The organism is Geodermatophilus sp. YIM 151500 (assembly GCF_025716945.1).
Lineage (GTDB): Bacteria > Actinomycetota > Actinomycetes > Mycobacteriales > Geodermatophilaceae > YIM-151500.
Genome location: NZ_JAOVZT010000005.1, coordinates 286337 through 309543 on the forward strand (window position 1 = coordinate 286337; position 23207 = coordinate 309543).

Below are 23207 nucleotides of genomic sequence, written 5' to 3' on the forward strand. Positions count from 1 at the left end.
GGCATCCGGCCACGCGATGACGTTTGGTCGGCGTGCGGGCCGAATCGTCCGTCGCTCCGTCACCGGCAGGCTCAGAGCATGCGGGCGAGGTGGCGATTGCGCCGGAAGACGGTGTTGTTGAGCACCAGACCCACGTGGCAGGCGACCGCGGCGAGGAAGGCGAAATGCGCGGCGACCTGCACCGCCAGCCAGCCGTCCCCGCCGGCGACGAGCAGGAGCCCGGACGCCGGGACGACGACGAGCAGGGCGAGCATCACCTTCTCCAGCCGGCCCTCGAGCCGTCGCTCGCCGGCGCTCAGGTGCTCGGCCGACGGCGGCAGCGGCGTGGTGCGCCGCCACAGGATCCGCGTCAGCGCCAGCGCGATGACGAACAGCCCGAGCAGCACGTGCAGCTCGGGCAGCGACAGCCCGTCGGCGAACGCGTCGCCGGTCACGACGTCGCCGAACACCGCGGACGCCTCGTCGTCCCTCCTGGCGTCGACGGCGGCCTCGAGCCGCTCGGGCTCCGCCTCGGCCCGTTCCTCGGCGGCCTCCCCCTGCTGCTCAGCCGCCTCCTCCCGCCGCTCGGCTTCCGCGTCGAGCCGCTTCCGCTCGCCATCCGGGGCATGGTCGACGTCCATGGCGTAGCCCACGAAGACCTGGGTCCCGAGGGCGGCGACGGTCAGCCAGCGCAGCGCCTCGGTGACGACGCCGTACCCGTGGGCGCCGGTGCGGAGGTGCATCCGATCTCGCCGTCGGTCAGCCGTCGTACGGGATCTCGGTGCGCCACCCGTCGTCCGCCTGGCGCGCGGCGGCGTGCAGCGCCTCGGCGACCCGGTCCGGCGTGAACGGTCCCTCCGCGGACAGCGTCCCCCGCACGGTGACCGAGACCGCGCGGATCCCGTCCGCCTTCACGGTCGCGTCCAGGCTCTGCACGAGGTTGCGCAACCCCGCCTTCTGCACGCCCAGCGACGCCGCCCGGTGCGACGGCTCGTCGGCGGCCACGCTCCCGGTCACGGTGATCCGGGAACCCGACCGCAGGTAGGGCCGGACCGCCTGCACGGCCGTCAGCAGCGCGCCGACGCCGAGCGCCACGTCGGCGAGGAGCTCCTCGACGGTCAGTTCGAGCGGGGTCTTCTCCCGGTACGCGCTCGGGTTGAAGTGCAGGACGTCGACGTGCCCGAACGCCGCACCCATGGCCGACAGGGCCTCGGTGGTCGCCTCGGTGTCGGTGATGTCGAGGACGGCGCTGCGCACGTCGGTGCCGGACCCCCGCAGCTCGGTCTCCAGCTCCCGCACCCGCTCCTCGTTGCTCCCGATCAGCCCGACGGTGCACCCGTCGCGCGCGTAGCGGCGGGCCAGCGACCCGCTGATCCCCGGGCCGGCACCCACCACGACCAGGACGCGGCTGCTCACGTCGCACACGGTAGGGCCGGCGGCGCCGTCCTCACGTCCCGCCGGCGCCCCATCGGTGCACCCGGCCGCCGGAACCGGGCCTCACGGGCGTTTGCGCGAAGAAGCCGACCGCTGCGTGCTCACCCGATCACACCACGTTGCGGACATGGCCTCGCGCCGTCGGTGCAGCCGGACCATCGATCGGGTGACCGTTTCCCCGAGCCAATGCCGTCGTTGGGCACATGCGTAACGCTGGTGATCCGGATGCGCAGTTTGGTGAAGCTTTGACCACGGGGGGTAATGGTTTGCTGCGACGCAGAGGACGGATGATCGGGTCGTCGCTGGCCGGTGCTGTCATCGCCTCGGGGGTCGTCGTCGGTGCACCAGGGGTGTCTGCGGCCGCTCCTGGCGACGTCGGGGTCGAGGGTGCCTCGTTCACCGGAGCCGGGGGACTGGGCTACTCGGCCAGCTCCGACAAGCCGCAGAGCAAGCTGTGGCACGTCAGCGGCACGTGGTTCGCCACGATGTTCGACCCGGGCTCGGGCACCTGGAACATCTTCCGCCTCGACGGGGAGACCTGGACGAACACCGGGGTGCGGGTCGACCAACGGCCGGACACCCTGTCCGACGCCCTGTGGGACGGCGAGCACCTGTACATCGCCTCGCACGTGGTCACCGTGCAGACCAGCGACACCGGCGCGTTCGGGGTCAGCCAGCCCCGGAGCGAGCCGGCGCAGCTGCGCCGCTACAGCTACGACGACACGACGAAGTCCTTCTCGCCGGACGCCGGCTACCCGGTGCGGATCAACGGCAGCTCCAGCGAGTCGCTGTCGATCGCCAAGGACTCCACGAACCGCATCTGGGCGACCTGGACGCAGGTCGCGCCGGACGGCGCGGGCGGGTACGTCAACGAGGTCTACGTCAACTCCGGCCGCGACGGCGGCGCCTGGGGCACGCCGGCCGCGCTGGGGGTCGCCGGCGCGGAGGTCGCCCCCGACGACATCTCCGCGATCGTGGCCTTCGACGACCAGGTCGGCGTCCTGTGGAGCAACCAGGTCGACGACCGGATCTACTGGGCCACGCACGACGACGGCGCGTCGTCCGGGAGCTGGTCGGGCGGGGTCGCGTCGTCCGAGCCGCGGGACGCCGACGACCACATCAGCATCAAGACGGTGCAGTCGGACGCGGCCGGCCGCGTCTACGCCACGGTCAAGACCAGCGCGGACGTCGGGGGGCCGCCGTCCGCGGCGCAGATCAAGCTGCTGACGTTCACCCCGGACACGGAGCGGTGGGCCAGCGCGACGGTCTCCACGGTCGCCGACTGCCACACCCGGCCGACGGTCGTGCTCGACGAGACCAATGAGACGGTGCACGTCTTCGCGACCGGCCCCGAGCCCGGCGCCGCCTGCGGCTTCTCGGGGCAGGCCGGCACGATCTACCACAAGTCCGCGCCCATGGACGCGCTCGGCGACTTCCAGCCGTCGGGGCGCGGGGAGCCGGTCATCCGCGACTTCGACTCGGCCGGGATGAACGACCCGACGTCGACCAAGCAGAGCGTCACCGGGGCCAGCGGGCTCGTCGTCCTGGCGAACAACCGGCTGACCGCGCGCTACTGGCACGCTCGTCTCGACCTGGGTGGCGACACGCCCCCGCCGACGGCGCCGGTGGCCGGCTTCACCACCTCGGTGGCGCAAGGAGCCGCGCCGCTGCAGGTCGGGTTCACCGACACGTCCACGGGCGAGCCGACGTCCTGGTCGTGGGACTTCGGGGACGGGACGGTCAGCGTCGAGCAGAACCCCGTGCACACGTACACCACCCCCGGCGAGTTCACGGTGACGATGACGGCCACGAACGCCGCGGGCACCAGCGCACCCACGACGACGACCGTCACCGTCACGCAGCCGGGGGCGCCCCCGACCGACCCGGGCACCCCGCCGACCGAGCCGGGCACCCCGCCGTCCGAGCCGGGTAGCCCGCCGACCGGCCCCGGTCCGGCGGCGCCGCCGACCGGCCCGGTCGACCGAGCCGGGTCCTGGTTCTACCTGAACGACCGGAACACCGGTCAGGCCAACACCGTCCTGGAGTACGGCGACGCGCCGGACGAGGTGCTCGTGGCCGACACCGACGGCCGCAACGGGGACAGCCTGCTGATCCGCCGGGGCAACCGGTACTTCGTCCGGAACAGCCTGACCAGCGGCGTCGCCGAGTACACCTTCGACTACGGCAACCGTGGCGACGTCGTCCTCGTCGGTGACTGGGACGGCGACGGGCGGGACACCCTGGTGGTGCGGCGCGGCAACACCTACTACGTCAAGAACGACACGACCACGGGGGTCGCGGACTTCACCTTCGTCTACGGCGACCCGGGGGACACGGTGCTCGTCGGCGACTGGGACGGCGACGGCGTGGACACCCTCGTGGTGCGGCGCGGCTACCAGTACCACATCCGCGACACGCTCAGCAGCGGGATCGCCGACCGGGTCGTCGGCTACGGCAACCCGGGCGACGACGTCCTCGTCGGCCGCTGGAACGGGCGTGCCGACAGCCTGGCCGTCCGGCGTGGCATCGACTACTACCTGAAGTACGAGCTGAGCTCCGGCGTGGCCGACGTCGTCTTCGCCTACGGCAACCCCGGCGACGAGGTGCTGGTCGGGGACTGGAACGGCGACGGCACAGACAGCCTGGGCGTGCGCCGCATCGGCTGACGACCCGGGGTGGATCCGTGCGGGTCACCCGCACGGATCCACTCCGGTCAGGAGCGGGTCATCAGGGCCTCCGGGTCGGGGAACGGTCGGAACCCGTACCGCGCGTAGAGGTCGTGCGCGTCGGCGGTGAGCAGCAGCTGCAGAGAGGCGTCGACGACGGCGGGGTGCGCGAGCGCGGCCTCGACGAGCGCACCGGCGATCCCGCGGCGCCGGTGCTCGCGGAGCACGAAGACGTCGTCGAGCCAGGCGTGGGTGACCGTGTCGGTGACCACCCGGGCGAAGCCGACCATCGTGGGCGTCGCCGTGGCCAGGTGCACCGACAGCGGCAGCGACATCCGCACCGCGGTCGCGACGCGCTCCCGCGACACGCCCCGGCGCCAGTACGACTCGCGGGCGAGGAACCCGTGGACGACGTCGAGGTCGACGCGGGCCGGGTCGTCGGTGATCTCGTAGGCGCCCAGCCACCGCAGCGTCGACGACGTGGTCAGCAGCGAGGCGAGGTCGGTGGAGGTCGACATGGCTGCTCCTGGTGAGGGGGCACCCAGTGCACCACGGCGGCCTGCTCCGACCCTGTTCCGACCGCCCCCGCGGACGGCGCCGTCTCGGTACGCTCCGCGGCGTGGACTTCTCGGTCCTCGGTCCACTGCAGGTGCGGGCCGGCGACGAGGTCGTGCCGGTCCGCCGGGGGCTGCCGCGGGTGCTGCTGACCTTCCTCCTCCTGCACCCCGGCGAGCCGGTGCCCGGCGCCGTCCTGGCCGACCGGGCCTGGAACGGCCGGCCGCCCGACGACGCCGGCAACGCCGTGCACCGCGTGGTGTCGTACCTGCGGCGCACGCTGGCCACGCCCGAGGAGCTGCCGCTGCGCACGACCTCCGGCGGCTACCTGCTCGACGTGTCGCCGGTCGCCGTCGACAGCACCCGCTTCGCCCGGCTGGTCCGCGGCGCGGACGCGGATCCCGAGCGGGCACTGCGCTCGCTGGACGACGCCCTGCGGCTCTGGCGGGGTGACCCGCTGGCCGACGCCGCCCACCTGCCGTGGGCCGTCCCGTTCGTCACCGAGCTCGACGAGCTGCGCGTGCAGGCGCAGGAGCGGCGGCTCGCCTGCCTGCTCGAGCTCGGCCGGCACGCCGACGTCGTCCCCGAGGCCCAGGGGCTCGCGGCGGCCCATCCGCTGCGGGAGGGCCTGCACGCGTCGCTGATGCTGGCGCTCTACCGCAGCGGCCGGCAGGGCGAGGCGCTCGCCGTCGGCGCGGCCCTGCGGCGCGCCCTCGCGGCGGAGCTCGGGCTCGACCCGGACGCCGCCGTCGTCGACCTCGAGCGGCGCATCCTCGCCCACGACCCGGGCCTGGCCGCACCCCGTCCGGCCGCGCCCGCGGCACCGGCACCGTCCGGCCGGGCAGCGGAGGACCCCGAGGGTGGCCGCCGCGGACGTCCGCCCCGTGCCCTCACCTCGCTGGTCGGCCGGGGCGAGGAGGTCGCCGCCGTGGCCCGGCTGCTCGACCGGGCCGGACTGGTCACGCTGACCGGGCCCGGTGGCACCGGCAAGACGCGCCTGGCGATCGCCGTCCTCGAGCGGCGGCACGGAGCGGTCTGGTTCGCCGACCTGGCCGGCGTCTGCGACGACGCCGCGGTCGCCGGCGCCGTCGCAGGCGCCACCGGCGCCCCGACCGCACCGGGCACCGACGTCGTCGCCGCCGTCGTCACCCACCTCGGCGACCGCACGGGCACGCTCGTGCTGGACACCTGCGAGCACGTCGTCCGCGGCGCCGCCACCGTCGCCGCCGCCGTGCTGCGCGGCTGCCCGTCGGTGCGCCTGCTGGCCACCAGCCGCCGGCCGCTCGGGGTCACCGGCGAGTCGACCTGGCCGGTGCCGCCGCTGACCCTGCCCCCGGACGGCGCCGACCCCGCGGACGCCGACGTGCGCGGCGCGGCCGCGGTCGAGCTGTTCCGGCAGCGCGCGGTGGCGGTGCGGCCGGACTTCCGGATCGACGACGGCACCGCCGCCGACGTCGCGGCGATCTGCCGGGCGCTGGACGGGCTGCCGTTGGCCATCGAGCTCGCCGCCGCGCACGCCGACGTGCTGAGCCCCGCCCGGATCCGCCGCCGGCTCGACGACCGCTTCGCGCTGCTGGTCTCCGGGAGCCGGGACGTCGTCGCGCGCCAGCGGACCCTGCGCGCGGCGATCGGCGCCGGCGTCGACCTGCTCACGCAGGACGAGCGGGCCCTGTTCGCCCACCTGGCGGTGTTCGCCGCCACCTTCGACCTCGACGCCGCGCTCGCCGTCGCCCCGCGCTCCGCGGGGACGACCGACGACGACGCGTTCCGCCTGCTCGCCTCGCTCGTGCGCCAGTCGCTGGTCAGCCGGGCCGGTGCCGACCGCTACCGGCTGCTCGACTCGGTGCGGACCTACGCGCTCGAGCTGCTCGAGGCGTCGGCGGCAGCCGGGGACGTGCGCCGGCGGCACGCCGAGCACCTGCTGGCGCTGGCGGAGGCGGGCGACCGGGCGGTGCGCACCGACGCGCAGCGCCCGTGGCTGGCGCTGCTGCGCGAGGTCGGGCCCGATCTGCGCGCCGCGCTGACCTGGTGCCTGGCGGGCGGCGCCCCGGGGCTGGGCGCCCGCCTGGCAGGCGCGCTCGCCTGGTTCTGGACCCTGGAGGGTCAGCTCGCCGAGGCGCACGCCTGGCTCGACCGGGCAGCGCGGGCCGACGTCGCCGACCCGCGGGTGCGGGCCCGGCTGCTCCTCGGCAGCGGGCTGGTCGCCGCGCCGCTGGGCCGCCTCGCCGACGCGCGGGACGCCTGCGCGGAGGCCGCCCGGATCGGCCGGTCGCTCGGTGACGACCGGGGCACGGGTGACGCGCTCATCACCCTCGGGGTGGCGCTGTGGGGCCTGGGCGACCTGGACGCCGCGGCCACCGCCCACGACGAGGCCGTGCAGCGGCTGGCCGCCGGCGAGGACGGCTGGCGCCGCGTCGTCGCCGCCGTCCTGCGGGCGCGGACCGCGGTCGACCGGGGGGAGGCCGACGCGACCGACCGGGTCGGCGCCGCCGTGGCCGCCGCCCGGCGCAGCCGGGACGCGCACCTGGTGGGGCTGGCGCTGACCCAGCAGGCGCGGGACGCGCTGCGCACCGGACGCGGCCGGGACGCCGTGGTCGCGGCCGGGGAGGCGCTGGAGGCCTTCCGCCGGATCGGCTACCGCGAGGGGGAGGCCGCGGCGTCGACGGTGCTCGCCCGAGCGCACCTCGCCGACGGGGGAGGCGAGGCCGCCGCCGGAGCGGTCGCCGCCGGCGCGGCCGGCCGGGCGCTTGGACTCGCGGCGGCGATCGGGCACCGCGGAGCGCTGTGCTCCGCCGTCGAGGCGCTGGCCGACGTCCGCGCTGCCGGCGGCGACGACCGCGGGGCCCTGGTCCTCCTGGCGGTCGCCGACGCCGAACGCCGCGCCTGCGGGCTGCCCGAGGCACCCGTCGAGGCCGGGCGCACGGCCGGGCTCACCGCCACGCTGCGCGCCCGGCTCGGCGCGGACGCGGCGGCGGCGGAGCGCGAGGCGGCCGGGCTGACCGTCGACGACGTCGTCGCGCGGCACCGCGACGTCCCGGCGGGGCCGGTCACCGCGCTCGTCTGACCGGCGACAGGTCCGGAGCAGACCCGGGACAGCCGCGACCGCTGCACTGGTCGTCGCCGGCCCGAGCCGGGCCGGCGACGACTCCGAGGAGGCGACCGTGACCTCGCTGATCGCGCCGCGCGGGCCGGACGCGCCCGCGCCGGCGCCCGTGCTCGACACCGACGCCCACCTCGCCCGCGCCGAGCGCGTGATCCCGCACGGCGCCTCGGCCGGCGGCCGCCCGCTGTTCCACGAGGTCGTCGTCCGTGCGCGGGGCGCCCACCTGGAGACCGCCCGCGGCAGGCGGTACGTCGACCACCTGCTCGCGTACGGACCGATCGTCCTCGGCCACGCCGACCCGCACGTCAACGCGGCGGTCCGGCGGACGATCGACACCGTCGACCTGAACTGGGTCGGCCCGCAGGCCGGCGAGGTCGAGCTGGCCGAGCGCATCGTCGGCCTGGTCCCGTCGGCCGAGAAGGTCGTGCTGCTCAACACCGGCACCGACGCGCTGCAGCACGCGCTGCACGTGGCCCGGGCGGCGACCGGACGGCAGCGCATCCTCAAGTTCCACGGCCACTACCACGGCTGGGCCGGCGAGCTGGGCACCGGCGCCAACTTCGACGTCGAGCCCGGCCGCGCGCCGGCACCCGACGCGCCCAACTCCGGCGGCGCCTCGCCCGACGCGGCCGCCGGCGTCGTCGTCGTCGACTGGAACGACGCCGACGCCGTCCGCTCGGCCTTCGACGCGGTGGGCCGGCAGATCGCCGCCGTCTTCACCGAGCCCTACCTGCACAGCTACACGAACTGCCCGCCCGCGCCGGGCTTCCTCGAGCTGCTGCGCGACCTCACCGCGCGGTCGGGGGCGCTGCTGGTGTTCGACGAGGTCAAGACCGGATTCCGGCACCACCTCGGCGGCTACCAGGCGATCGCCGGCGTGACGCCGGACCTGACCGCGCTGGGCAAGGCGCTCGGCAACGGCTACACGATCGCCGCCCTGGCCGGCCGGGCCGACCTGATGGACCTCCTCGGCGAGGTGGTCACGGTCGACGGCACCTACTACGCCAACCCCTACGCCACCGCCGCCGCGCTGGCCACCCTCGACCGGCTCGCCGACGGCGGCATCGACCGGCTCTGGACGCTCGGCCGTCGGCTGCGCGACGGGCTCACCGCCGCGATCGCGGACAGCGGCGTCCCGGCCAACGTCACCGGCATCGGGTCGGGCTGGATCATCAACTGGCGCGCGGAGCCGCCCACCACCTTCCGCGAGGCGGTCGACGCCGACTTCGACCGGGGCGAGGCGTTCCGGACGGCGATGCTCGACGCCGGCGTCCTGCTGCCGCCGTACGTCATCACCGACGCCCGCATCTGCGCCGCCTTCACCGAGGACGACGTCGACGCGACGATCGACGCCGCGCGGCACGCGCTCGCCGCCGTCCGGTGACGACCGGCGGACCGGCATGACCCTGCCGCCCGGGCGGCGAGAACGGCCACCGCCCCGGGCTACCGGGCCCCGACCGTGCTGGTGGAGGACGGGCCCACCCGGTCGGCCAGGAAGTCCGCCCAGGTGCGGCGGCCGACCGCGTCGTCGGGTGCCAGGTTCTCGCCGGCGCGGATCGCGGCGGCCGCCCGGCCCGGCACCCGCACCGGCAGCACCGGGCGGTACCGTCCGCGCGCCCGCTGGTACTGCCGGAGCAGGTCGGCCATGCCGAGCACCTGCGGTCCACCGAGGTCGGGCACCAGGCCGGCCGGCGTACCGAGCGCGAGTTCCACCAACCGGTCGGCGACCTCGTCGGCGGCGACCGGCTGGAAGCGGAAGCCGGTCGGCACCGGCACCACGGGGAGCCTGACCATCTCCCGCGCCATCGTGAGCAGGAGCTCGTGGAACTGGGTGGCGCGCAGCGTCGTCCACGGCAGGCCGGACCCGGCCACGACCCGCTCCGCGGCGGACTTGGCCGCGTAGTAGCCGAACATCGCGCGGTCCAGGCTGCTCACCACCGGCACCCGGTCGGCCCCGACCACCGAGACGAAGACCAGGTGCCGCACGCCGGCTGCCTCCGCGGCCCGCACGAGGTGCCGCGCCTTGACCTCGTCGCCCCTCGCGGTGCCCGCCAGGTGCAGGACCGTGCCGACTCCGGCCACGGCCGGGGCCACGCCCTCACCGGTGGCCAGGTCGCCGGTCACGTGCTCGATGTCGGCGGCGCCGGCGCCGCCGGCGTGGCCGGCGTGCCTGCCCCGGCTGAGCACCCGGACGTCGTGCCCGGCGGCCCGCAGCCGCGGGACGACCAGCCGTCCCAGGGTGCCCGTGCCGCCGGTGACCAGGATGGGTGTCGTCATGGTCCGTTCCTCCGTCACATCCGTCCTCGTTCTGGGGTCACCTCCTCGACACCCCGCGGCGAGAGGATGTGACCGATGGACGGGCAGGAGTGGCTGGCCGACCGGTTCGAGGAGCACCGACCGCGCCTGCGGGCGGTGGCCTACCGGATGCTGGGCTCGCTGCCCGAGGCCGACGACGCGGTCCAGGAGACCTGGCTGCGGCTGAGCCGGGCGGGCGGCGACGAGGTCGACAACCTGGGCGGCTGGCTGACCACGGTCGTGGCCCGGGTCTGCCTCAACGTGCTCCGGTCGCGCAGGGCGCGCCGCGAGGAGCCCCTCGACCTCCGGCTGCCCGATCCCGTCGTGCGGCCCGAGGAGGGACCCGACGAGCAGGCGGTGCTGGCCGACTCCGTCGGCCTGGCGCTGCTCGTCGTGCTTGACGCGCTGTCACCGGCCGAGCGGCTCGCGTTCGTCCTGCACGACATGTTCGGGCTCGACTTCGACGAGATCGCGGGCCTGGTCGGCCGGTCGTCCGCCGCGGCGCGGCAGCTCGCCAGCCGGGCCCGGCGCCGGGTGCGGGGGGCGGAGTTGCCCGCCGCCGACGTCGACCGCGCGCGGCAGCGCGCCGTGGTCGACGCCTTCTTCGCCGCCGCCCGCGGCGGTGACTTCGACCGGCTCGTCACGCTGCTCCACCCGGACGTCGTCCTGCGGGCCGACTTCGGCGGCCGACGGCCGAAGGCGCCGAGGGTCGTCCGTGGCGCGGCGGCCGTGGCCCGGCAGGCGCAGATCGGCGCGCTGCCGGCGGCCGAGCTGCACCCCGTGCTGGTGAACGGCGCGGCGGGCGCGGTCGTGACGGTGCGCGGACGGCCGTTCGCCGTCCTGGGGTTCACGGTGGTGGGCGACCGGATCGCCGAGATCGACGCGATCGCCGACCCCGAGCGGGTCGCGCGCATCGCGGCGCCCGTGCTCGGAGCGCCCGGGCACGGCCGATGAGGAGGGAGGACGCGGGAGCGAGCCCCGTCGGGCGCCCCGGCTCCGAAGCCCACGACCTCGCCCAGGATCCCGGAGGCGGCCAGCGAGCGGACGGTGCGGAAGTCGGAGTCCTCCCGCCGGTTCTGGTACGGGGCCAGCGCCTCGTCGGTGAGCGCGCTGTGCGTCGCCGCCGGCGTCGAGACGGCCACCGCCTCCGCCCCGGCGTGGGAGCGCCGAGAGCGAGTCAGCGGGCCGTGGAAGTGCCGGCCGCCGAAGCTGTAGCCCACCAGCCGGCCCCACCGCGTCGTCCGTGGGCACGCTCATGGGCGCAGGCTGGCGGCTTCGCGGGTCAGCTCGCCGGTCTCCCGGACGCCGAGCAGCTGCATCGTCCGCTCCAGCTCGGCGCGCAGGATCGCCAGCGCCCGGTGCACGCCGGCCTCGCCGCCGGCCATCAGGCCGTAGAGATAGGCCCGGCCGACGAAGGCGGCCGAGGCGCCGAGTGCCACCGCGGCGGCGACGTCGCCCCCGCTGCGCACGCCGCCGTCGAGGAACAGCGTGGTCGCGTCGCCGACGGCGTCGCGCACGGAGGGCAGCAGGTCGAGCGGCGCGGGCGCACGGTCGAGCTGCCGGCCGCCGTGGTTGGACACCACGATCCCGTCGACGCCGACCTGCACCAGCTCCGCGGCGTCGGCGACGTCCTGCACGCCCTTGACCACGATCCGGCCGGGCCACTCGCCGCGGATCCACTCGATGTCGGGCAGGGTGACGCTCGGGTCGAACATCGTGTTGACGATCCCGGCCAGGTCGTCGGGGGCGCCGCCGACGGTCGCGAAGGCCAGCGGCTCGCTGGTGACGAAGTCGAACCACCAGGCCGGGTGGCGCACCGCCTGCAGCGCGGACCGCCAGCGCAGCGACGGGGGGATGGTCATGCCGTGCCGGACGTCGCGCAGCCGGGCGCCGGCGACCGGCACGTCGACGGTCAGCACCAGCACCTCCATGCCGGCGTCGCGGGCCAGGGCCAGCACGTCCCGGGTCCGCTCCCGGTCCCGGACGACGTACAGCTGGAACCAGTTCCAGCCCTCCGGCGCCGCGGCGGCGACCTCGGCCGCGGTCGTCGTGCCCATCGTCGAGAGGGTGTACGGCACCCCGGCGGCCGCCGCGGCGCGCGCGACCGCGGGCTCGCCCTCCCGGTGCACCATCCGGGTGAAGCCGGTCGGCCCCAGCACGAGCGGCATCGCGATCCGCCGTCCGAGGACCTCGGTCGCCGTCGAGACGGTGCGGACGTCGCGCAGCACCCGCGGGTGGAACGTCACCCGGTCGAACGCATCGACCGAGGCCCGCAGCGAGCGCTCGGCCTCGGCGGCGCCGTCGACGTAGTCGAACACCATCCGCGGCGCCCGCCGCCGGGCGAGGGCCCGCAGGTCGCCGATGTCGGCCGCCAAGGCCAACCGCTGCGCCGTGGTCGGCAGCGCCGGGCGCGGCGGGAGCAGGCCGCGGAGCTCCGCCAGCCGCGGGGCGCGCCGCCGGCCGGGCGGTGCGGCGCGGCGGCCGGTTGCGGTGGTCGGGTCGACCGTGCGTGTCATGCACTCTCCTCGAGGACTCGGCGCGGGGTCATAACGATTGCGGAACGACGACCGACCCCCGGCCGGACCGGGTCGCGGGCGTGCCTACTGTGACCCGGTCAACAGGCGAGCTCCGCAGTGGGGTGGCGGGGCAGCGACCCGGGTGCGACCCGTCCGCCCGTCCCGGGACCGGCAGGCCGGCGCTGGTCGCCGGAACCCCACCACGGGGCGTCGCATCCGGCGCCGTCGCGCGCACCAGCACGGGAGAGACATGCGTACGAAGAGCACCACCGTCGCGATGGCGACCGCGACGGTCCTCGCCCTCGCCGCCTGCGGTTCGGGCGACGGCGGTGGCGGCGGCCAGGCAGCCGCCGAGGGCCTCACCGGGGAGGGCACCGGCGCGGACTGCACCATCGACCAGCCGGTGCCCCTCGCCGCGGTGCTGAGCCTGACCGGTGCCGCCGCCAGCTACGGGCGGTCGCAGCAGCAGGGGCTGGAGCTGGCGCTGGCGGAGCTCAACGAGCAGGGCGGGGTCACCTACGACCTCACCATCGAGGACGACGAGACCGACCCGCGGCAGAGCATCACGCTGTTCGACCAGTTCACCGGGCAGGATCCGGTCAGCCTGATCATCGGGCCCACGCTGTCGAACGCCGCCGTCCAGGCCGACCCCATCGCCCAGGACGCCGGGGTGCCGGTGCTGGGCATCTCCAACACCGCCGAGGGCGTCACCGAGATCGGCGACTTCATCTTCCGCAACTCGCTGACCGAGCAGGCGGTCATCCCGCAGACGATCGCCGCGGCCAAGGAGGAGTACGGGCTGCAGCGGGTCGTCGTCATGTACAGCAACGACGACGCGTTCACCGAGTCCGGCTACGAGGCGTTCGCCGCGGCGCTCAAGGACGAGGGCATCGAGGTCGCCGAGACGCTGACCTTCTCCAAGAGCGACACCGACTTCCGGGCGCTCCTGACCCAGGCGCAGGCCGCGAACCCCGACGCGGTGGTGGTCTCCGCGCTCATCGAGGCGGCGATCCCGCTGGTCACCCAGGCCCGGCAGGTCGGCATCGACGTCCCGATCATCGGCGGCAACGGGTTCAACAACCCGCAGCTCATGGCCGAAGCCGGCGAGGCCGCCGAGGGCGTCGTCGTCGGCGCCGCCTGGAACTCCGCCTCCGACAACCCGGAGAACCAGGAGTTCCTGCAGGCCTTCGAGGCCGAGTACGGCAGCCAGCCCGACCAGTTCGCCGCCCAGGCCTACGCCGGGCTGAAGCTGGTCGACCAGGCCGTCCGCGCCGGCTGCTCGGCCGCGGCGGAGGACCTGCAGCAGGCCCTCGGCGACCTGCAGGGCGTGCCGACGGTGCTCGGCGAGTTCTCCATCGACGAGAACCGCAACGCCGACCACCCGGCCACCGTGCAGATCGTGCAGGACGGGCGGTTCGCCGTCCTCCAGTGACCGGCGGACGGTGACGCGTCCCGGTGGTCCGGCCCCGTGCCGGGCCACCGGGACGCCGCCGTGCGGGACGGCGCTACCTTGCCCACGCCACGTCGACCGGCCGGGGGCGTCCTCGGCGGCCTCGCGCGGCCGCCCGGGCGCGCCGCCCGGGGACGGACGACCAGACAAGGACGGCTCGTGCAGCAGTTCCTCAACGGGATCTCGATCGGCTCGATCTACGCGCTGTTCGCCATCGGCTTCACCCTCGTGTTCGGCATCCTCGACCGGCTGAACCTGGCGCACCCCTCGGTCTTCGCCGTCTCGGCGTTCGTCGGCATCGAGCTGGTCGAGCGGGTCGGGCTGTCGATCTGGACGGCGCTGCCCGTGGTGTTCCTCGTGGGCGGGCTGCTCGGCCTGGTCATCGAGCGGGTGGCCTTCCGGCCGCTGAAGAACCGGCCCGACGCCCACTTCGCCGGCCTGATCTCCTCCATCGCGATCGCCGGCATGCTCATCGCCCTGCTGCAGTGGCGCTACGGGCCGGACACCCGGCGGTTCCCCCCGGGCTCGTTCCCCGGTACCGACTTCGAGGTCGTCGGCGCCCGGGTGACCCTCGTGCAGGTGGTCATCGTCGCGGTGTCGATCGCGCTGATGGTCGCGCTGACCTACCTGGTGACCCGGACCCGGCTGGGGCGGGGCATGCGCGCCATCGCGGAGAACCCGACCGCGGCCCGCGTGCTCGGCGTGAACGTCGACCGGGTCACCGCCTGGACCTTCGCGATCTCCTCGGCCCTCGGCGCCGTCGCCGGCGTGCTGTTCGCGATCAACGTGAACACCGCCCAGCTGGGCATGGGCGCGGCGATCGAGCTCAAGGGCCTGGCCGTGATCATCGTCGGCGGGATGGGCTCGCTGCCCGGCGCGCTCATCGGCGGCCTGCTGCTCGGGCTGGCCGAGGTGTTCGCCGTCGAGTACGTCGGCTCCTCCTGGCGCGACGTCATCGCGTTCGGGCTGCTGTTCGCCATCCTGCTGCTGCGCCCGCAGGGCCTGCTCGGCGCCCGGAAGGTCCGGGAGGTCTGATGCTGCTGCAGTACTCGACGACGCTCACCTTCGTCGCGCTGGCCGCGATCTTCGCCTACTCGTTCTACGCCGTCCTGGTCGCCGGGCAGCTCAGCCTCGGCCAGGCCGGATTCGCGTCGCTGGCCGCCTTCAGCGCGGTATCCCTGGCGCCCGACCCCGACGCCGTGGGCGACGTGCCGGCCCTGCTCAGCGCCGTCGTCGTCGGCATGGCGGTCGGCGCCCTCGCCGCACTCGTGCTCGGCCTGCCCACGATGCACCTGCGCGGGGTGTTCCTGGCCATCGCCACGCTCGGCTTCGGCGAGGCCGTGCGGGTCATCCTGCTCAACCAGGAGTGGACCGGCGGGGCGCAGGGCCTGCCGGTGCCCCGGGTCGTCACGCTCGGCATGGCCTGGACGGCGGCGGTGCTCGTGGCCTACTGGTTCTGGCGGATGGGCAGCTCCCGGTACGGGCGGGCGCTGGAGGCGATCCGGGAGGACGAGCTGGCGGCCCGGGCCATGGGCATCGACGTCGGCCGGCACCGGCTGTCCGCCTTCGTCACCGCGGGGGCGGTGGCCGGTCTCTACGGCGTGCTGCTGGCCTACTACATCCGGCTGATCGTGCCCGGCGACTTCGGGTTCACCGCCGCCGTCGAGGGCCTGGTCACCGCGGTGCTCGGCGGCTCGACGATGTTCCTCGGCCCGCTGCTGGGCAGTGGCTTCCAGACGATGATCCCGGAGGTCCAGCGGGCCGTGGGCATCGAGGCCGGCTGGATCCGCCCCTTCCTGTCCGGCCTGCTGCTGCTCGTGGTGATCCTTTTCCTGCCCGGCGGTCTGGCCAGCCTCATCCCGCGGCGGAACCGGCTGCCCGCGCTCGGCGGCGACGACCGGCGTCCCGACCTCGGCGGCGTCCGGCAGCACCCGCCGGCCGGTGAGACCGTCGTGTCGGCGACCGGGCTGTCCAAGGAGTACGGCGGGGTGCACGCCGTCCAGGACGTCGACCTGGAGATCCGCAGCGGCGAGGTGGTCGGCCTGATCGGGCCGAACGGTGCGGGCAAGACCACGCTGGTCAACATGCTCACCGGGCTGGTACCGCCCAGCGCGGGCCGCGCCACGGTGCTCGGGGTCCCGATCGGGACGACGCCGGTGCACCGGGTGACCGCGGCCGGCGTGAGCCGCACCTTCCAGCACTCCAAGCTGTTCGCCCGGCTCAGCGCCCTGGAGAACGTGCTGGTCGGCGGGCACCTGGCGAATCGGCCGACCTTCCTGCGACGGCTGGTCTGGCTGCCGTCGGCCCGCCGCGACGAGCGGGCCGCGCTGGAGCGCGCCGCGCGGTGCCTGCACCGGGTCGGGCTCGCCGAGAAGGCCGGGACCCGCGCCTCGGCGCTCTCCTACGGCGACCAGCGCCGGCTGGAGATCGCTCGAGCGCTCGCCGCCGATCCGACCCTCCTGGTGCTCGACGAGCCGGCCGCGGGGATGAACCACGTCGAGGCGGAGGCCCTGTCGGCGTTGATCCGGTCGCTGGCCGCCGACGGGCTGACCATCCTGTTCATCGAGCACAACGTCGGGATGGTCCTGCGCACCTGCAGCCGCATCGTCGTCCTCGACTTCGGCGAGGTGCTCGCCACCGGCACGCCGGAGGAGATCGCGGCGAACCCGGCCGTCATCGACGCCTACCTGGGCGCCGAGGAGGCCGACGACGTCCACGGCGGGGCGGCCGCCGCGGCCGGGTCGCGCCCGGCCGGCGACGGCGGGACCGCCGATCCGGTCACCGAGACGCGGCCCAGCCGGGCCGGCACGCTCGATCCGCCCGACGCCACCGGCCCGACCGCGAGGGACGTCACGTGAGCGGACAGCATCGCAGCGAGCGCCGGCGAGCCAGGAGCGGAGCGCTGCGCGGGAGCGGACGGATGACGTCGTGAGCGAGTCGATCCTGGGTGTTTCGGACCTGCGGGTCCGTTACGGGCGGGTGGAGGCCGTCCGCGGGGTCTCCTTCGAGGCCCGCCGCGGGCAGCTGGTGACCCTCGTCGGGGCCAACGGGGCCGGGAAGTCTTCGGTGCTCAACGCCGTCTCCGGGTTGTTGCGGCCGGCCGGCGGCCGGATCACGTTCGAGGGCCAGGACGTCACCCGGGTGCCGGCGCACAAGCTGGTCCGGCGGGGCCTGGTCCAGGTGCCCGAGGGCCGGCAGATCCTGGCCACGCTCACCATCGAGGAGAACCTGCGGATGGGGGGCTGGCACGCCGGGGGCCGGGCGCGCGAGGCCATCGACGCCATGTATGCCCGGTTCCCGGTGCTGGCCGAGCGCCGCGGCCTGCCGGCCGGCAGCCTGTCCGGCGGGGAGCAGCAGATGCTCGCCATCGCCCGCGCGCTGGTGGCCGGGCCCACGGTGATGCTCATGGACGAGCCGTCCATGGGGCTCGCGCCCAAGATCGTCGACGAGGTGTTCCGGGTGATCGAGGAGATCCGGCGCTCCGGGACGACCGTCGTCCTGGTCGAGCAGAACGCCCGCCGCGCGCTGCGCGCGGCCGACCACGGCTACGTGCTGCAGACCGGCGAGGTGGTGCAGTCCGGCCCGGCCGACGAGCTGCTCGCCGACGAGCGGATCATCGCCGCGTACCTCGGGGGAGACGGCGCCGTCGACCAGCGGTGAGGGCGTCCCGGCCCGGCGCGCCGGCCGGCACCTACCATCGCCACCCGTGCGGCCGTTCCTGCTCCTGGCCACGCGCGCCGAGGACCTGGCCGCGGACGGCGAGTACGAGTCCTTCCTGACGCTGACCGGCCTGCGCCCGCACGAGCTGCACCGCGTCCGCCTGGAGGCCGGGCCACTGCCGCCCATCGACCTCGACGACTACGCGGGCGTCTTCGTGGGCGGCGGCCCGTTCAACTCCAGCGACCCGGAGGAGGGCAAGTCGCCGGTCCAGCGCCGGGTCGAGGCCGAGCTGCGCCCGCTGCTCGACCGCATCGTCGCGCGGGACTTCCCGTTCTTCGGCGCCTGCTACGGCGTCGGCACGCTGGGCGTGCACCAGGGCGGGGTCATCGACCGGACCTACGGCGAGGCGATCGGTTGCGTGCCGATCACGCTGACCGCCGAGGGCCGCGCAGACCCCGTGCTGGCCGGCCTGCCGGGGACGTTCGCCGCGTTCGTCGGGCACAAGGAGGCCTGCCGCACGCTGCCGCGGGGCGCCGTCCTGCTGGCCTCCTCGCCCGCCTGCCCGGTGCAGATGTTCCGCATCAAGCGGAACCTGTACGCCACCCAGTTCCACCCCGAGCTCGACGTCGCCGCCCTCGTGACGCGGATCCACGTGTACCAGCACGCGGGCTACTTCCCGCCCGCCGAGCTCGAGCAGCTCGTCGCCCGGGTCGAGACCGCCGTGGTCACCGAGCCCGGCCGCATGCTGGCCAACTTCGTCGCCCGCTACGCCTGAACCGGGACCACTGACCCGCGCGGGATCTGCGCCGCGGACCCCCGCGAGCGGGTCGCCGCGGTTCCCGAGCGGAGCTGCCGACCATCGGCGTCACGCAATCGTCATGCACGCAATCAGGTCGCTTGCGTCCTGGTGGTGAACCACCGAGGCATCTGGCGACGAACGTCCTGCAGGACGGTGCGGCAGCCGGCACGCGCTCGGCAGGGGAGCCGCCCGTCCGGCACGGGTCCTTCCCCGGCCCTGGACACCGGCAGCCGCCCGACGCGTCTGCCCGCACGACCGGGTCCGGTACCGCACCAGTCCCGCGGCGCCGCGGAACAGCGGCGGCGCCGACCCACGACCGCGAGGAGTTCTCTTGCGCAAGGCATTCGCCATCCCGTCCGTCGCCGTCGCCGCCGCCGCCTTCCCGCTGCTCACGATGACCGCTGCCTCCGCCGCCCACGACGGCAGCTACCAGGCCCAGCTGGGCGCGCTGAACGGCTCGGGCGCGTCCGGTACCGGCATGGTCACCCTGGAGGGGAACTCCGCCACGGTGATGATCGAGGCCCAGGGCCTGCTGCCGGGCTCGCCGCACGCGCAGCACTTCCACATCGGCGCCCAGGGCAGCTGCCCCACCGACGCCGATGACGCCGACGGTGACGGATTCGTGAGCGTCACCGAGGGCGCGGGCTACTACGGGGCGATCGGCACGTCGTTGACCACCGAGGGCGACACCAGCCCGGACAGCGGTCTGGCGGTCGATCGGTTCCCCACGGCTGCCGGCGGCTCGATCAGCTACGAGCGGACCTTCGACATCCCCGAGGACGTGCAGCAGGCCTTCGCCGCCGGCACCGCGGTCTTGGTCCTGCACGGCGTGGACAAGGACGGCAGCGGGCAGTACGACGGCGACATCGCGAGCGACCTGGACCCGTCGCTGCCCATGGAGGCCACCGCCCCGGCCGCGTGCGGCCCGCTGGCGAGGGCCCAGATGGGCACCGCGCCCAGTGGTGGCGCGGACACCGGCGCCGGCGCCACGTCCGGCATCGAGCAGCAGGCGGCGATCGGCGTCGGTGCCGTCGCGCTGTCCGGTGCCGCCGCGGCCGGTGCCGTCGCCTACCGCCGCCGGTCGGCCGCCGACCAGGCCTGATCCGCCCCGGCCCGGTTCCGGGCCGGGAGCGCGCTCCCGCGTCGCGCAGGGGACACCGACGTCCTCTGCGCGACGCGGGCCCGACGGGCGGCGGCCCTGACCCCGCCGCCGCCACCCACCGTCCCGAGGAGCACCGCCCGTGACCGAGAGCCCCCGGCCGTCCGCGCGCACCTGGGCGGCGATCGCCGTGGCCCTCGCGGTGGTGGGGCTCGCCGCGGTGGTCGTGGCGGTCACCGGGCAGCAGCGGGCGCCGCAACCGCCGGCGTCGGACGCGGCTGCGACCGCGTCGACGGCGCCCGCGCCCTCGAACGCCCCCACGCCGCTGCCGCCCGGCCCGCCGTCCGGTCCCGGCGCCGAGCCGGCACCGCCCGCACCCGTCGCCGACCCGGTCGCCCTGCGCATCCCGTCCATAGGGGTGTCGAGCGATCTGGTCCGGCTCGGACTGCGGGACGACGGCACGGTCGAGGTCCCCCCGCTCGTCGAGGACGACCGGGCCGGCTGGTACCGCCGCGGGCCCGCACCCGGCGCCCGGGGCCCGGCGGTGCTGCTGGGCCACGTCGACTCCGCCGAGCACGGCCCCGGCGTCTTCTTCGAGTTGGGGGCGCTGACGCCCGGTGCCGAGGTGCAGGTCGCGCGGGCCGACGGCACGGTCGCGGTGTTCGCCGTCGACCGGGTGGCCCGCTACGCCAAGGGGGACTTCCCGACCCTCGAGGTCTACGGCAACACGGACGGGGCGGAGCTCCGGTTGATCACCTGCGGGGGCGACTTCGACCCCGCCGCCCGCAGCTACGAGGACAACGTGGTCGCCTTCGCCTCCCTGGTCGACGAGCGGGCCGCCTGACGGTCACCGCAGCAGCAGGCCCTTCCGCCAGACGTCGCCGGTGACGCTGTGCCAGGTGGTCGGGCCGAACACCCGCTCCACGTGGCTCTCCCCTCGCTCGTCGACCAAGACGATCAGCTCACCCCCCGCCCCGACGTGGTAGCCGTACAACCCGCCCCGGTCGGGTGGCAGGCTCACGTCGTCGAAGGACAGCACGCCGGCCGGTTCGCCGTGCAGGACGACGTGGACGCTCATCGCTCGACCTCCCCGCGACCGCGGCCGGTCGCCTGCCGCGGACCGTAGCCCGCCGCGACCCCTCCGGCAGGCCGTCCGACGACGGTCAGCCCCGGTTCCGCCGCCGCGTGACCAGCCGGTACGCGCAGCCGGCGCCGACCACGGCCACGCCGCCCACGACGGCCGGCCACGGCAGCGTGGCCGCCAGCGCCAGGCACCCCGCGACCCCGGCCACCTGCAGCGCGCGCGGCCACCGCCGCCGGTCAGGGGTCTGGGTGGCGGCGGCCAGGTTCGCGACGACGTAGTAGAGCAGCACGCCGAACGACGAGAAGCCGATCGCGCCGCGCAGGTCGACGGTCAGCACGAGCGCACACGCCGCGGCGGCCACGGCCGACTGGGCGCGGTGCGGGACCTGGTAGCGCGGGTGGACGGCGGCCAGCCACCGGGGCAGGTCGCCGTTGCGGGCCATCGCCAGGCCGGTCCGCCCGACGCCGGCGACGAGCGCGAGCAGCGCGCCGAGCGAGGCCGCGGCCGCTCCGGCCCGGACGACCGGTCCGGCCGCCGCCCACCCGCCGGCCTGCGCCGCCGCGGCGAGCGGGTCGGGCGCGGCGGCCACGCCGCCGGGGCCGAGCACGAGCAGCACGGTGACGGCGACCGCGGCGTAGACCGCCACGGCGATGCCCAGCGCCACCGGGATGGCGCGCGGGATGGTGCGGGCGGGATCCCGGACCTCCTCGCCGAGGGTGGCGATGCGGGCGTACCCGGCGAAGGCGAAGAACAGCAGCCCGGCCGACTGCAGGACGCCGTACCAGCCAGCGTCCGTCCCGCCTCCGGACAGCCGGTCCGGATCGGCGTCGCCACCGACCAGCGCGGCGGCGACGCCGACGGCCAGCGCGGCCAGGACGACGGTGACGAGCACCCGGGTCAGCCCGGCCGTGCGCGTGATGCCGCGGTGGTTCACCGCGGTCAGCGCCAGCACGGCAGCGACCGCGGCCGGCCGCTGCCAGCCGGCCGGGACGGCGTAGGCGGCGAACGTCAGCGCCATCGCCGCGCAGCTCGCGGTCTTGCCGACCACGAACGACCAGCCGGCGAGGAACCCCCACCACGGCCCCAGCCGCTCGCGGCCGTACAGGTAGCTGCCGCCCGAGCTCGGGTACTGCGCGGCCAGCTGCGCCGACGAGGTCGCGTTGCAGTAGGCCACGACCGCGGCGAGGGCGAGGCCGGCGAGCAGCCAGCTGCCGGCGGCCGCGGCGGCCGGCGCGAAGGCGGCGAAGACTCCCGCCCCGATCATGGAGCCCAGCCCGATCACGACGGCGTCCGCGGTGCCGAGGCGGCGCGCCAGCCGGGGCTCGGTGATCACCCCGCGCACGCTAGGCGCCCCAGGTGAACGCCCGGTGCCGGGAGCCGCGATCCACAGCCTCCCGGGTGGACGGCGGATCGTGTGACATCGTTCCCGCCGTGCCCGCCGCCAGGTTCCCGCGATGACCGTGCTCGTCGCGGTCTGCGCACTGCTCGGGCTGGTCGTCGGGGCGGCCGCCAACCGGGCCGCGGGGGCCTTCCCGTGGGCCGGCACGGCCGCGGCCGGGGAGCAGCCCGCGGCCGGGGGAGCCACCGGCAGCGGGGTGCGCGTGGCGTCGCCCACCCGGGTCGCCGTCCGCCGGCCGCTGCTCGAGGTCGCGACCGCGGCCCTCTTCGCCCTGACCGCACTGCGCCTCGGCCCCGCGGCCGACCTGCCTGCGTTCCTCGCGCTGGCGGGCACCGGTGTGCTCCTCACCGTGATCGACCTGCGGCACAGGTTGTTGCCCAACCGGGTCGTCGGGCCGGCGTTCGCCGCCGGCGCGCTGCTGCTGGCCGCTGCGGCCCTGGTCACGGGGGAGTGGGCGGTACTCGGCCGGGCCGCCGCGGGCGCCGCGGTGCTCTTCGCCGGCTACCTCGGGCTGGCGCTGCTCTCCCCGGGCGGGCTGGGCATGGGCGACGTCAAGCTCGCCGGCCTGCTCGGCCTGCACCTGGGCTGGCTGGGCTGGACGGCGCTGGCCGCCGGCGCCGTCCTCGGTTTCGTCGTGCAGGCCGCGCTCGCACTGGTGCTGCTGGCCGTGCGGAGGATCGGGCTGCGCGGCGAGCTGCCGTTCGGCCCGGCGATGCTGGTGGGCGCCGCGCTGGCCGTCTGGGGGGCCGTGCCGGCCGGTTGACCGTCACGCACGGTGATCTCCGGGCGGCGACGTCGCCCGGAGGCGTGCCGGCTGTCGCCCGTCCGGGTGACCAGCGCTCAAGCCGGCTGGAGGCCCGCACGATCCAGCTCCCACAGCCGCACGGCCGGATCAGCCGACCCGGACCACGCCGGCCGACACCCCAGGGAGCCACCGTGATCCACCCCTACGCCACGATCGCCACCCTCGTCGCCTTCGCCTCCGAGCGCCTGCGCCGCGAGGAGAAGGGCGCCACCGCCGTCGAGTACGGCCTGATGGTGGGCCTCATCGCCGCCGTCATCATCGCGACCGTCATCACCCTCGGCGGCCAGCTGGACGGGCTGTTCCAGGAGATCACCAACCAGCTCGGCGGCGCGGAGGGCGCGGCCGCCGGTTCCTGACCTCACG

The 23207-nt window shown here is 75.7% G+C and carries 21 protein-coding genes; 14 read left to right on the forward strand and 7 right to left on the reverse strand.

The features are described 5' to 3' along the window. Positions 1-71: 71 nt before the first annotated feature. On the reverse strand, positions 72-722 hold the full coding sequence (locus tag OF117_RS11460) for a cytochrome b (RefSeq protein WP_263552959.1): 651 nt from the start codon (positions 720-722) through the stop codon (positions 72-74). A gap of 16 nt (positions 723-738) precedes the next feature. Continuing rightward, positions 739-1395 (reverse strand): SDR family oxidoreductase, encoded by a 657-nt coding sequence (locus OF117_RS11465; RefSeq protein WP_263552960.1) that lies wholly within the window; start codon positions 1393-1395, stop codon positions 739-741. Between the two features lie 305 nt (positions 1396-1700). Between OF117_RS11465 and OF117_RS11470 the strand changes: the two genes are divergently transcribed. Beyond that, entirely contained in the window at positions 1701-4079 is a 2379-nt protein-coding gene (locus OF117_RS11470; protein ID WP_263552961.1) for a PKD domain-containing protein, read from the forward strand. A 47-nt stretch (positions 4080-4126) separates the two neighbouring features. Here OF117_RS11470 and OF117_RS11475 read toward each other — a convergent pair whose 3' ends face one another. After that, positions 4127-4597 carry a GNAT family N-acetyltransferase gene (locus tag OF117_RS11475; protein WP_263552962.1) on the reverse strand — a complete coding sequence of 157 codons (471 nt, stop codon included), beginning with the start codon at positions 4595-4597 and terminating at the stop codon, positions 4127-4129. A 101-nt stretch (positions 4598-4698) separates the two neighbouring features. Here OF117_RS11475 and OF117_RS11480 point away from each other — a divergent pair, with 101 nt between their 5' ends. Continuing rightward, positions 4699-7698, forward strand: a complete 3000-nt coding sequence (locus OF117_RS11480; RefSeq protein WP_263552963.1) for an AfsR/SARP family transcriptional regulator — start codon at positions 4699-4701, stop codon at positions 7696-7698. Positions 7699-7795: 97 nt separating this feature from the next. Next, positions 7796-9121 carry an aspartate aminotransferase family protein gene (locus OF117_RS11485; protein ID WP_263552964.1) on the forward strand — a complete coding sequence of 442 codons (1326 nt, stop codon included), beginning with the start codon at positions 7796-7798 and terminating at the stop codon, positions 9119-9121. Between the two features lie 59 nt (positions 9122-9180). Here the strand turns inward: OF117_RS11485 and OF117_RS11490 are convergent, their stop codons facing one another. Next, the gene (locus OF117_RS11490) at positions 9181-10014 is read right to left on the reverse strand and encodes an SDR family oxidoreductase (RefSeq protein ID WP_263552965.1); all 834 of its coding nucleotides are present in this window, start codon (positions 10012-10014) and stop codon (positions 9181-9183) included. A 75-nt stretch (positions 10015-10089) separates the two neighbouring features. Here OF117_RS11490 and sigJ point away from each other — a divergent pair, with 75 nt between their 5' ends. Next, the gene (gene sigJ / locus OF117_RS11495; RefSeq protein WP_263552966.1) at positions 10090-10986 is read left to right on the forward strand and encodes an RNA polymerase sigma factor SigJ; all 897 of its coding nucleotides are present in this window, start codon (positions 10090-10092) and stop codon (positions 10984-10986) included. 93 nt (positions 10987-11079) lie between these two features. After that, positions 11080-11247 (forward strand): hypothetical protein, encoded by a 168-nt coding sequence (locus OF117_RS11500; protein ID WP_263552967.1) that lies wholly within the window; start codon positions 11080-11082, stop codon positions 11245-11247. Between the two features lie 38 nt (positions 11248-11285). Here the strand turns inward: OF117_RS11500 and OF117_RS11505 are convergent, their stop codons facing one another. Continuing rightward, complete coding sequence (locus OF117_RS11505) at positions 11286-12548, reverse strand: alpha-hydroxy acid oxidase (protein ID WP_263552968.1); 1263 nt, start codon at positions 12546-12548, stop codon at positions 11286-11288. A 250-nt stretch (positions 12549-12798) separates the two neighbouring features. Between OF117_RS11505 and OF117_RS11510 the strand changes: the two genes are divergently transcribed. The 7 genes from OF117_RS11510 (at position 12799) to OF117_RS11540 (ending at position 20400) form a co-directional block, all read left to right on the forward strand. Next, entirely contained in the window at positions 12799-13980 is a 1182-nt protein-coding gene (locus OF117_RS11510) for an ABC transporter substrate-binding protein (protein ID WP_263552969.1), read from the forward strand. Between the two features lie 177 nt (positions 13981-14157). Then, complete coding sequence (locus OF117_RS11515; RefSeq protein WP_263552970.1) at positions 14158-15033, forward strand: branched-chain amino acid ABC transporter permease; 876 nt, start codon at positions 14158-14160, stop codon at positions 15031-15033. Further along, positions 15033-16856 carry an ATP-binding cassette domain-containing protein gene (locus OF117_RS11520; protein WP_263552971.1) on the forward strand — a complete coding sequence of 608 codons (1824 nt, stop codon included), beginning with the start codon at positions 15033-15035 and terminating at the stop codon, positions 16854-16856. The genes OF117_RS11515 and OF117_RS11520 overlap by 1 nt, the downstream gene beginning before the upstream one ends. 82 nt (positions 16857-16938) lie before the next feature. Further along, complete coding sequence (locus OF117_RS11525; protein WP_411969449.1) at positions 16939-17658, forward strand: ABC transporter ATP-binding protein; 720 nt, start codon at positions 16939-16941, stop codon at positions 17656-17658. 46 nt (positions 17659-17704) lie between these two features. Beyond that, a complete protein-coding gene (locus OF117_RS11530) occupies positions 17705-18433 on the forward strand; it encodes a glutamine amidotransferase (RefSeq protein ID WP_263552973.1) in 729 nt (242 codons plus the stop codon). Between the two features lie 355 nt (positions 18434-18788). Beyond that, positions 18789-19559 carry a hypothetical protein gene (locus tag OF117_RS11535; protein ID WP_263552974.1) on the forward strand — a complete coding sequence of 257 codons (771 nt, stop codon included), beginning with the start codon at positions 18789-18791 and terminating at the stop codon, positions 19557-19559. A gap of 139 nt (positions 19560-19698) precedes the next feature. Continuing rightward, a complete protein-coding gene (locus tag OF117_RS11540) occupies positions 19699-20400 on the forward strand; it encodes a class F sortase (RefSeq protein ID WP_263552975.1) in 702 nt (233 codons plus the stop codon). Positions 20401-20403: 3 nt separating this feature from the next. Here OF117_RS11540 and OF117_RS11545 read toward each other — a convergent pair whose 3' ends face one another. Together OF117_RS11545 and OF117_RS11550 are read right to left on the reverse strand one after the other, a co-directional pair. Beyond that, complete coding sequence (locus OF117_RS11545; protein ID WP_263552976.1) at positions 20404-20634, reverse strand: hypothetical protein; 231 nt, start codon at positions 20632-20634, stop codon at positions 20404-20406. Positions 20635-20719: 85 nt separating this feature from the next. Then, positions 20720-21973 carry an APC family permease gene (locus OF117_RS11550; protein ID WP_263552977.1) on the reverse strand — a complete coding sequence of 418 codons (1254 nt, stop codon included), beginning with the start codon at positions 21971-21973 and terminating at the stop codon, positions 20720-20722. Positions 21974-22094: 121 nt separating this feature from the next. Between OF117_RS11550 and OF117_RS11555 the strand changes: the two genes are divergently transcribed. Both OF117_RS11555 and OF117_RS11560 read left to right on the forward strand, forming a co-directional pair. Continuing rightward, positions 22095-22802, forward strand: a complete 708-nt coding sequence (locus OF117_RS11555) for a prepilin peptidase (RefSeq protein ID WP_263552978.1) — start codon at positions 22095-22097, stop codon at positions 22800-22802. A gap of 173 nt (positions 22803-22975) precedes the next feature. Then, on the forward strand, positions 22976-23200 hold the full coding sequence (locus tag OF117_RS11560; protein ID WP_263552979.1) for a Flp family type IVb pilin: 225 nt from the start codon (positions 22976-22978) through the stop codon (positions 23198-23200). Positions 23201-23207 lie beyond the last annotated feature (7 nt).

Bases quoted from the DNA above. Each gene is read 5' to 3' on its own strand.
- OF117_RS11460 (WP_263552959.1), bottom strand. From the start codon at position 722: ATGCACCTCCGCACCGGCGCCCACGGGTACGGCGTCGTCACCGAGGCG.
- OF117_RS11470 (WP_263552961.1), top strand. From the start codon at position 1,701: ATGATCGGGTCGTCGCTGGCCGGTGCTGTCATCGCCTCGGGGGTCGTC.
- OF117_RS11475 (WP_263552962.1), bottom strand. From the start codon at position 4,597: ATGTCGACCTCCACCGACCTCGCCTCGCTGCTGACCACGTCGTCGACG.
- OF117_RS11490 (WP_263552965.1), bottom strand. From the start codon at position 10,014: ATGACGACACCCATCCTGGTCACCGGCGGCACGGGCACCCTGGGACGG.
- sigJ (WP_263552966.1), top strand. From the start codon at position 10,090: ATGGACGGGCAGGAGTGGCTGGCCGACCGGTTCGAGGAGCACCGACCG.
- OF117_RS11505 (WP_263552968.1), bottom strand. From the start codon at position 12,548: ATGACACGCACGGTCGACCCGACCACCGCAACCGGCCGCCGCGCCGCA.
- OF117_RS11510 (WP_263552969.1), top strand. From the start codon at position 12,799: ATGCGTACGAAGAGCACCACCGTCGCGATGGCGACCGCGACGGTCCTC.
- OF117_RS11520 (WP_263552971.1), top strand. From the start codon at position 15,033: ATGCTGCTGCAGTACTCGACGACGCTCACCTTCGTCGCGCTGGCCGCG.
- OF117_RS11545 (WP_263552976.1), bottom strand. From the start codon at position 20,634: ATGAGCGTCCACGTCGTCCTGCACGGCGAACCGGCCGGCGTGCTGTCC.
- OF117_RS11555 (WP_263552978.1), top strand. From the start codon at position 22,095: ATGACCGTGCTCGTCGCGGTCTGCGCACTGCTCGGGCTGGTCGTCGGG.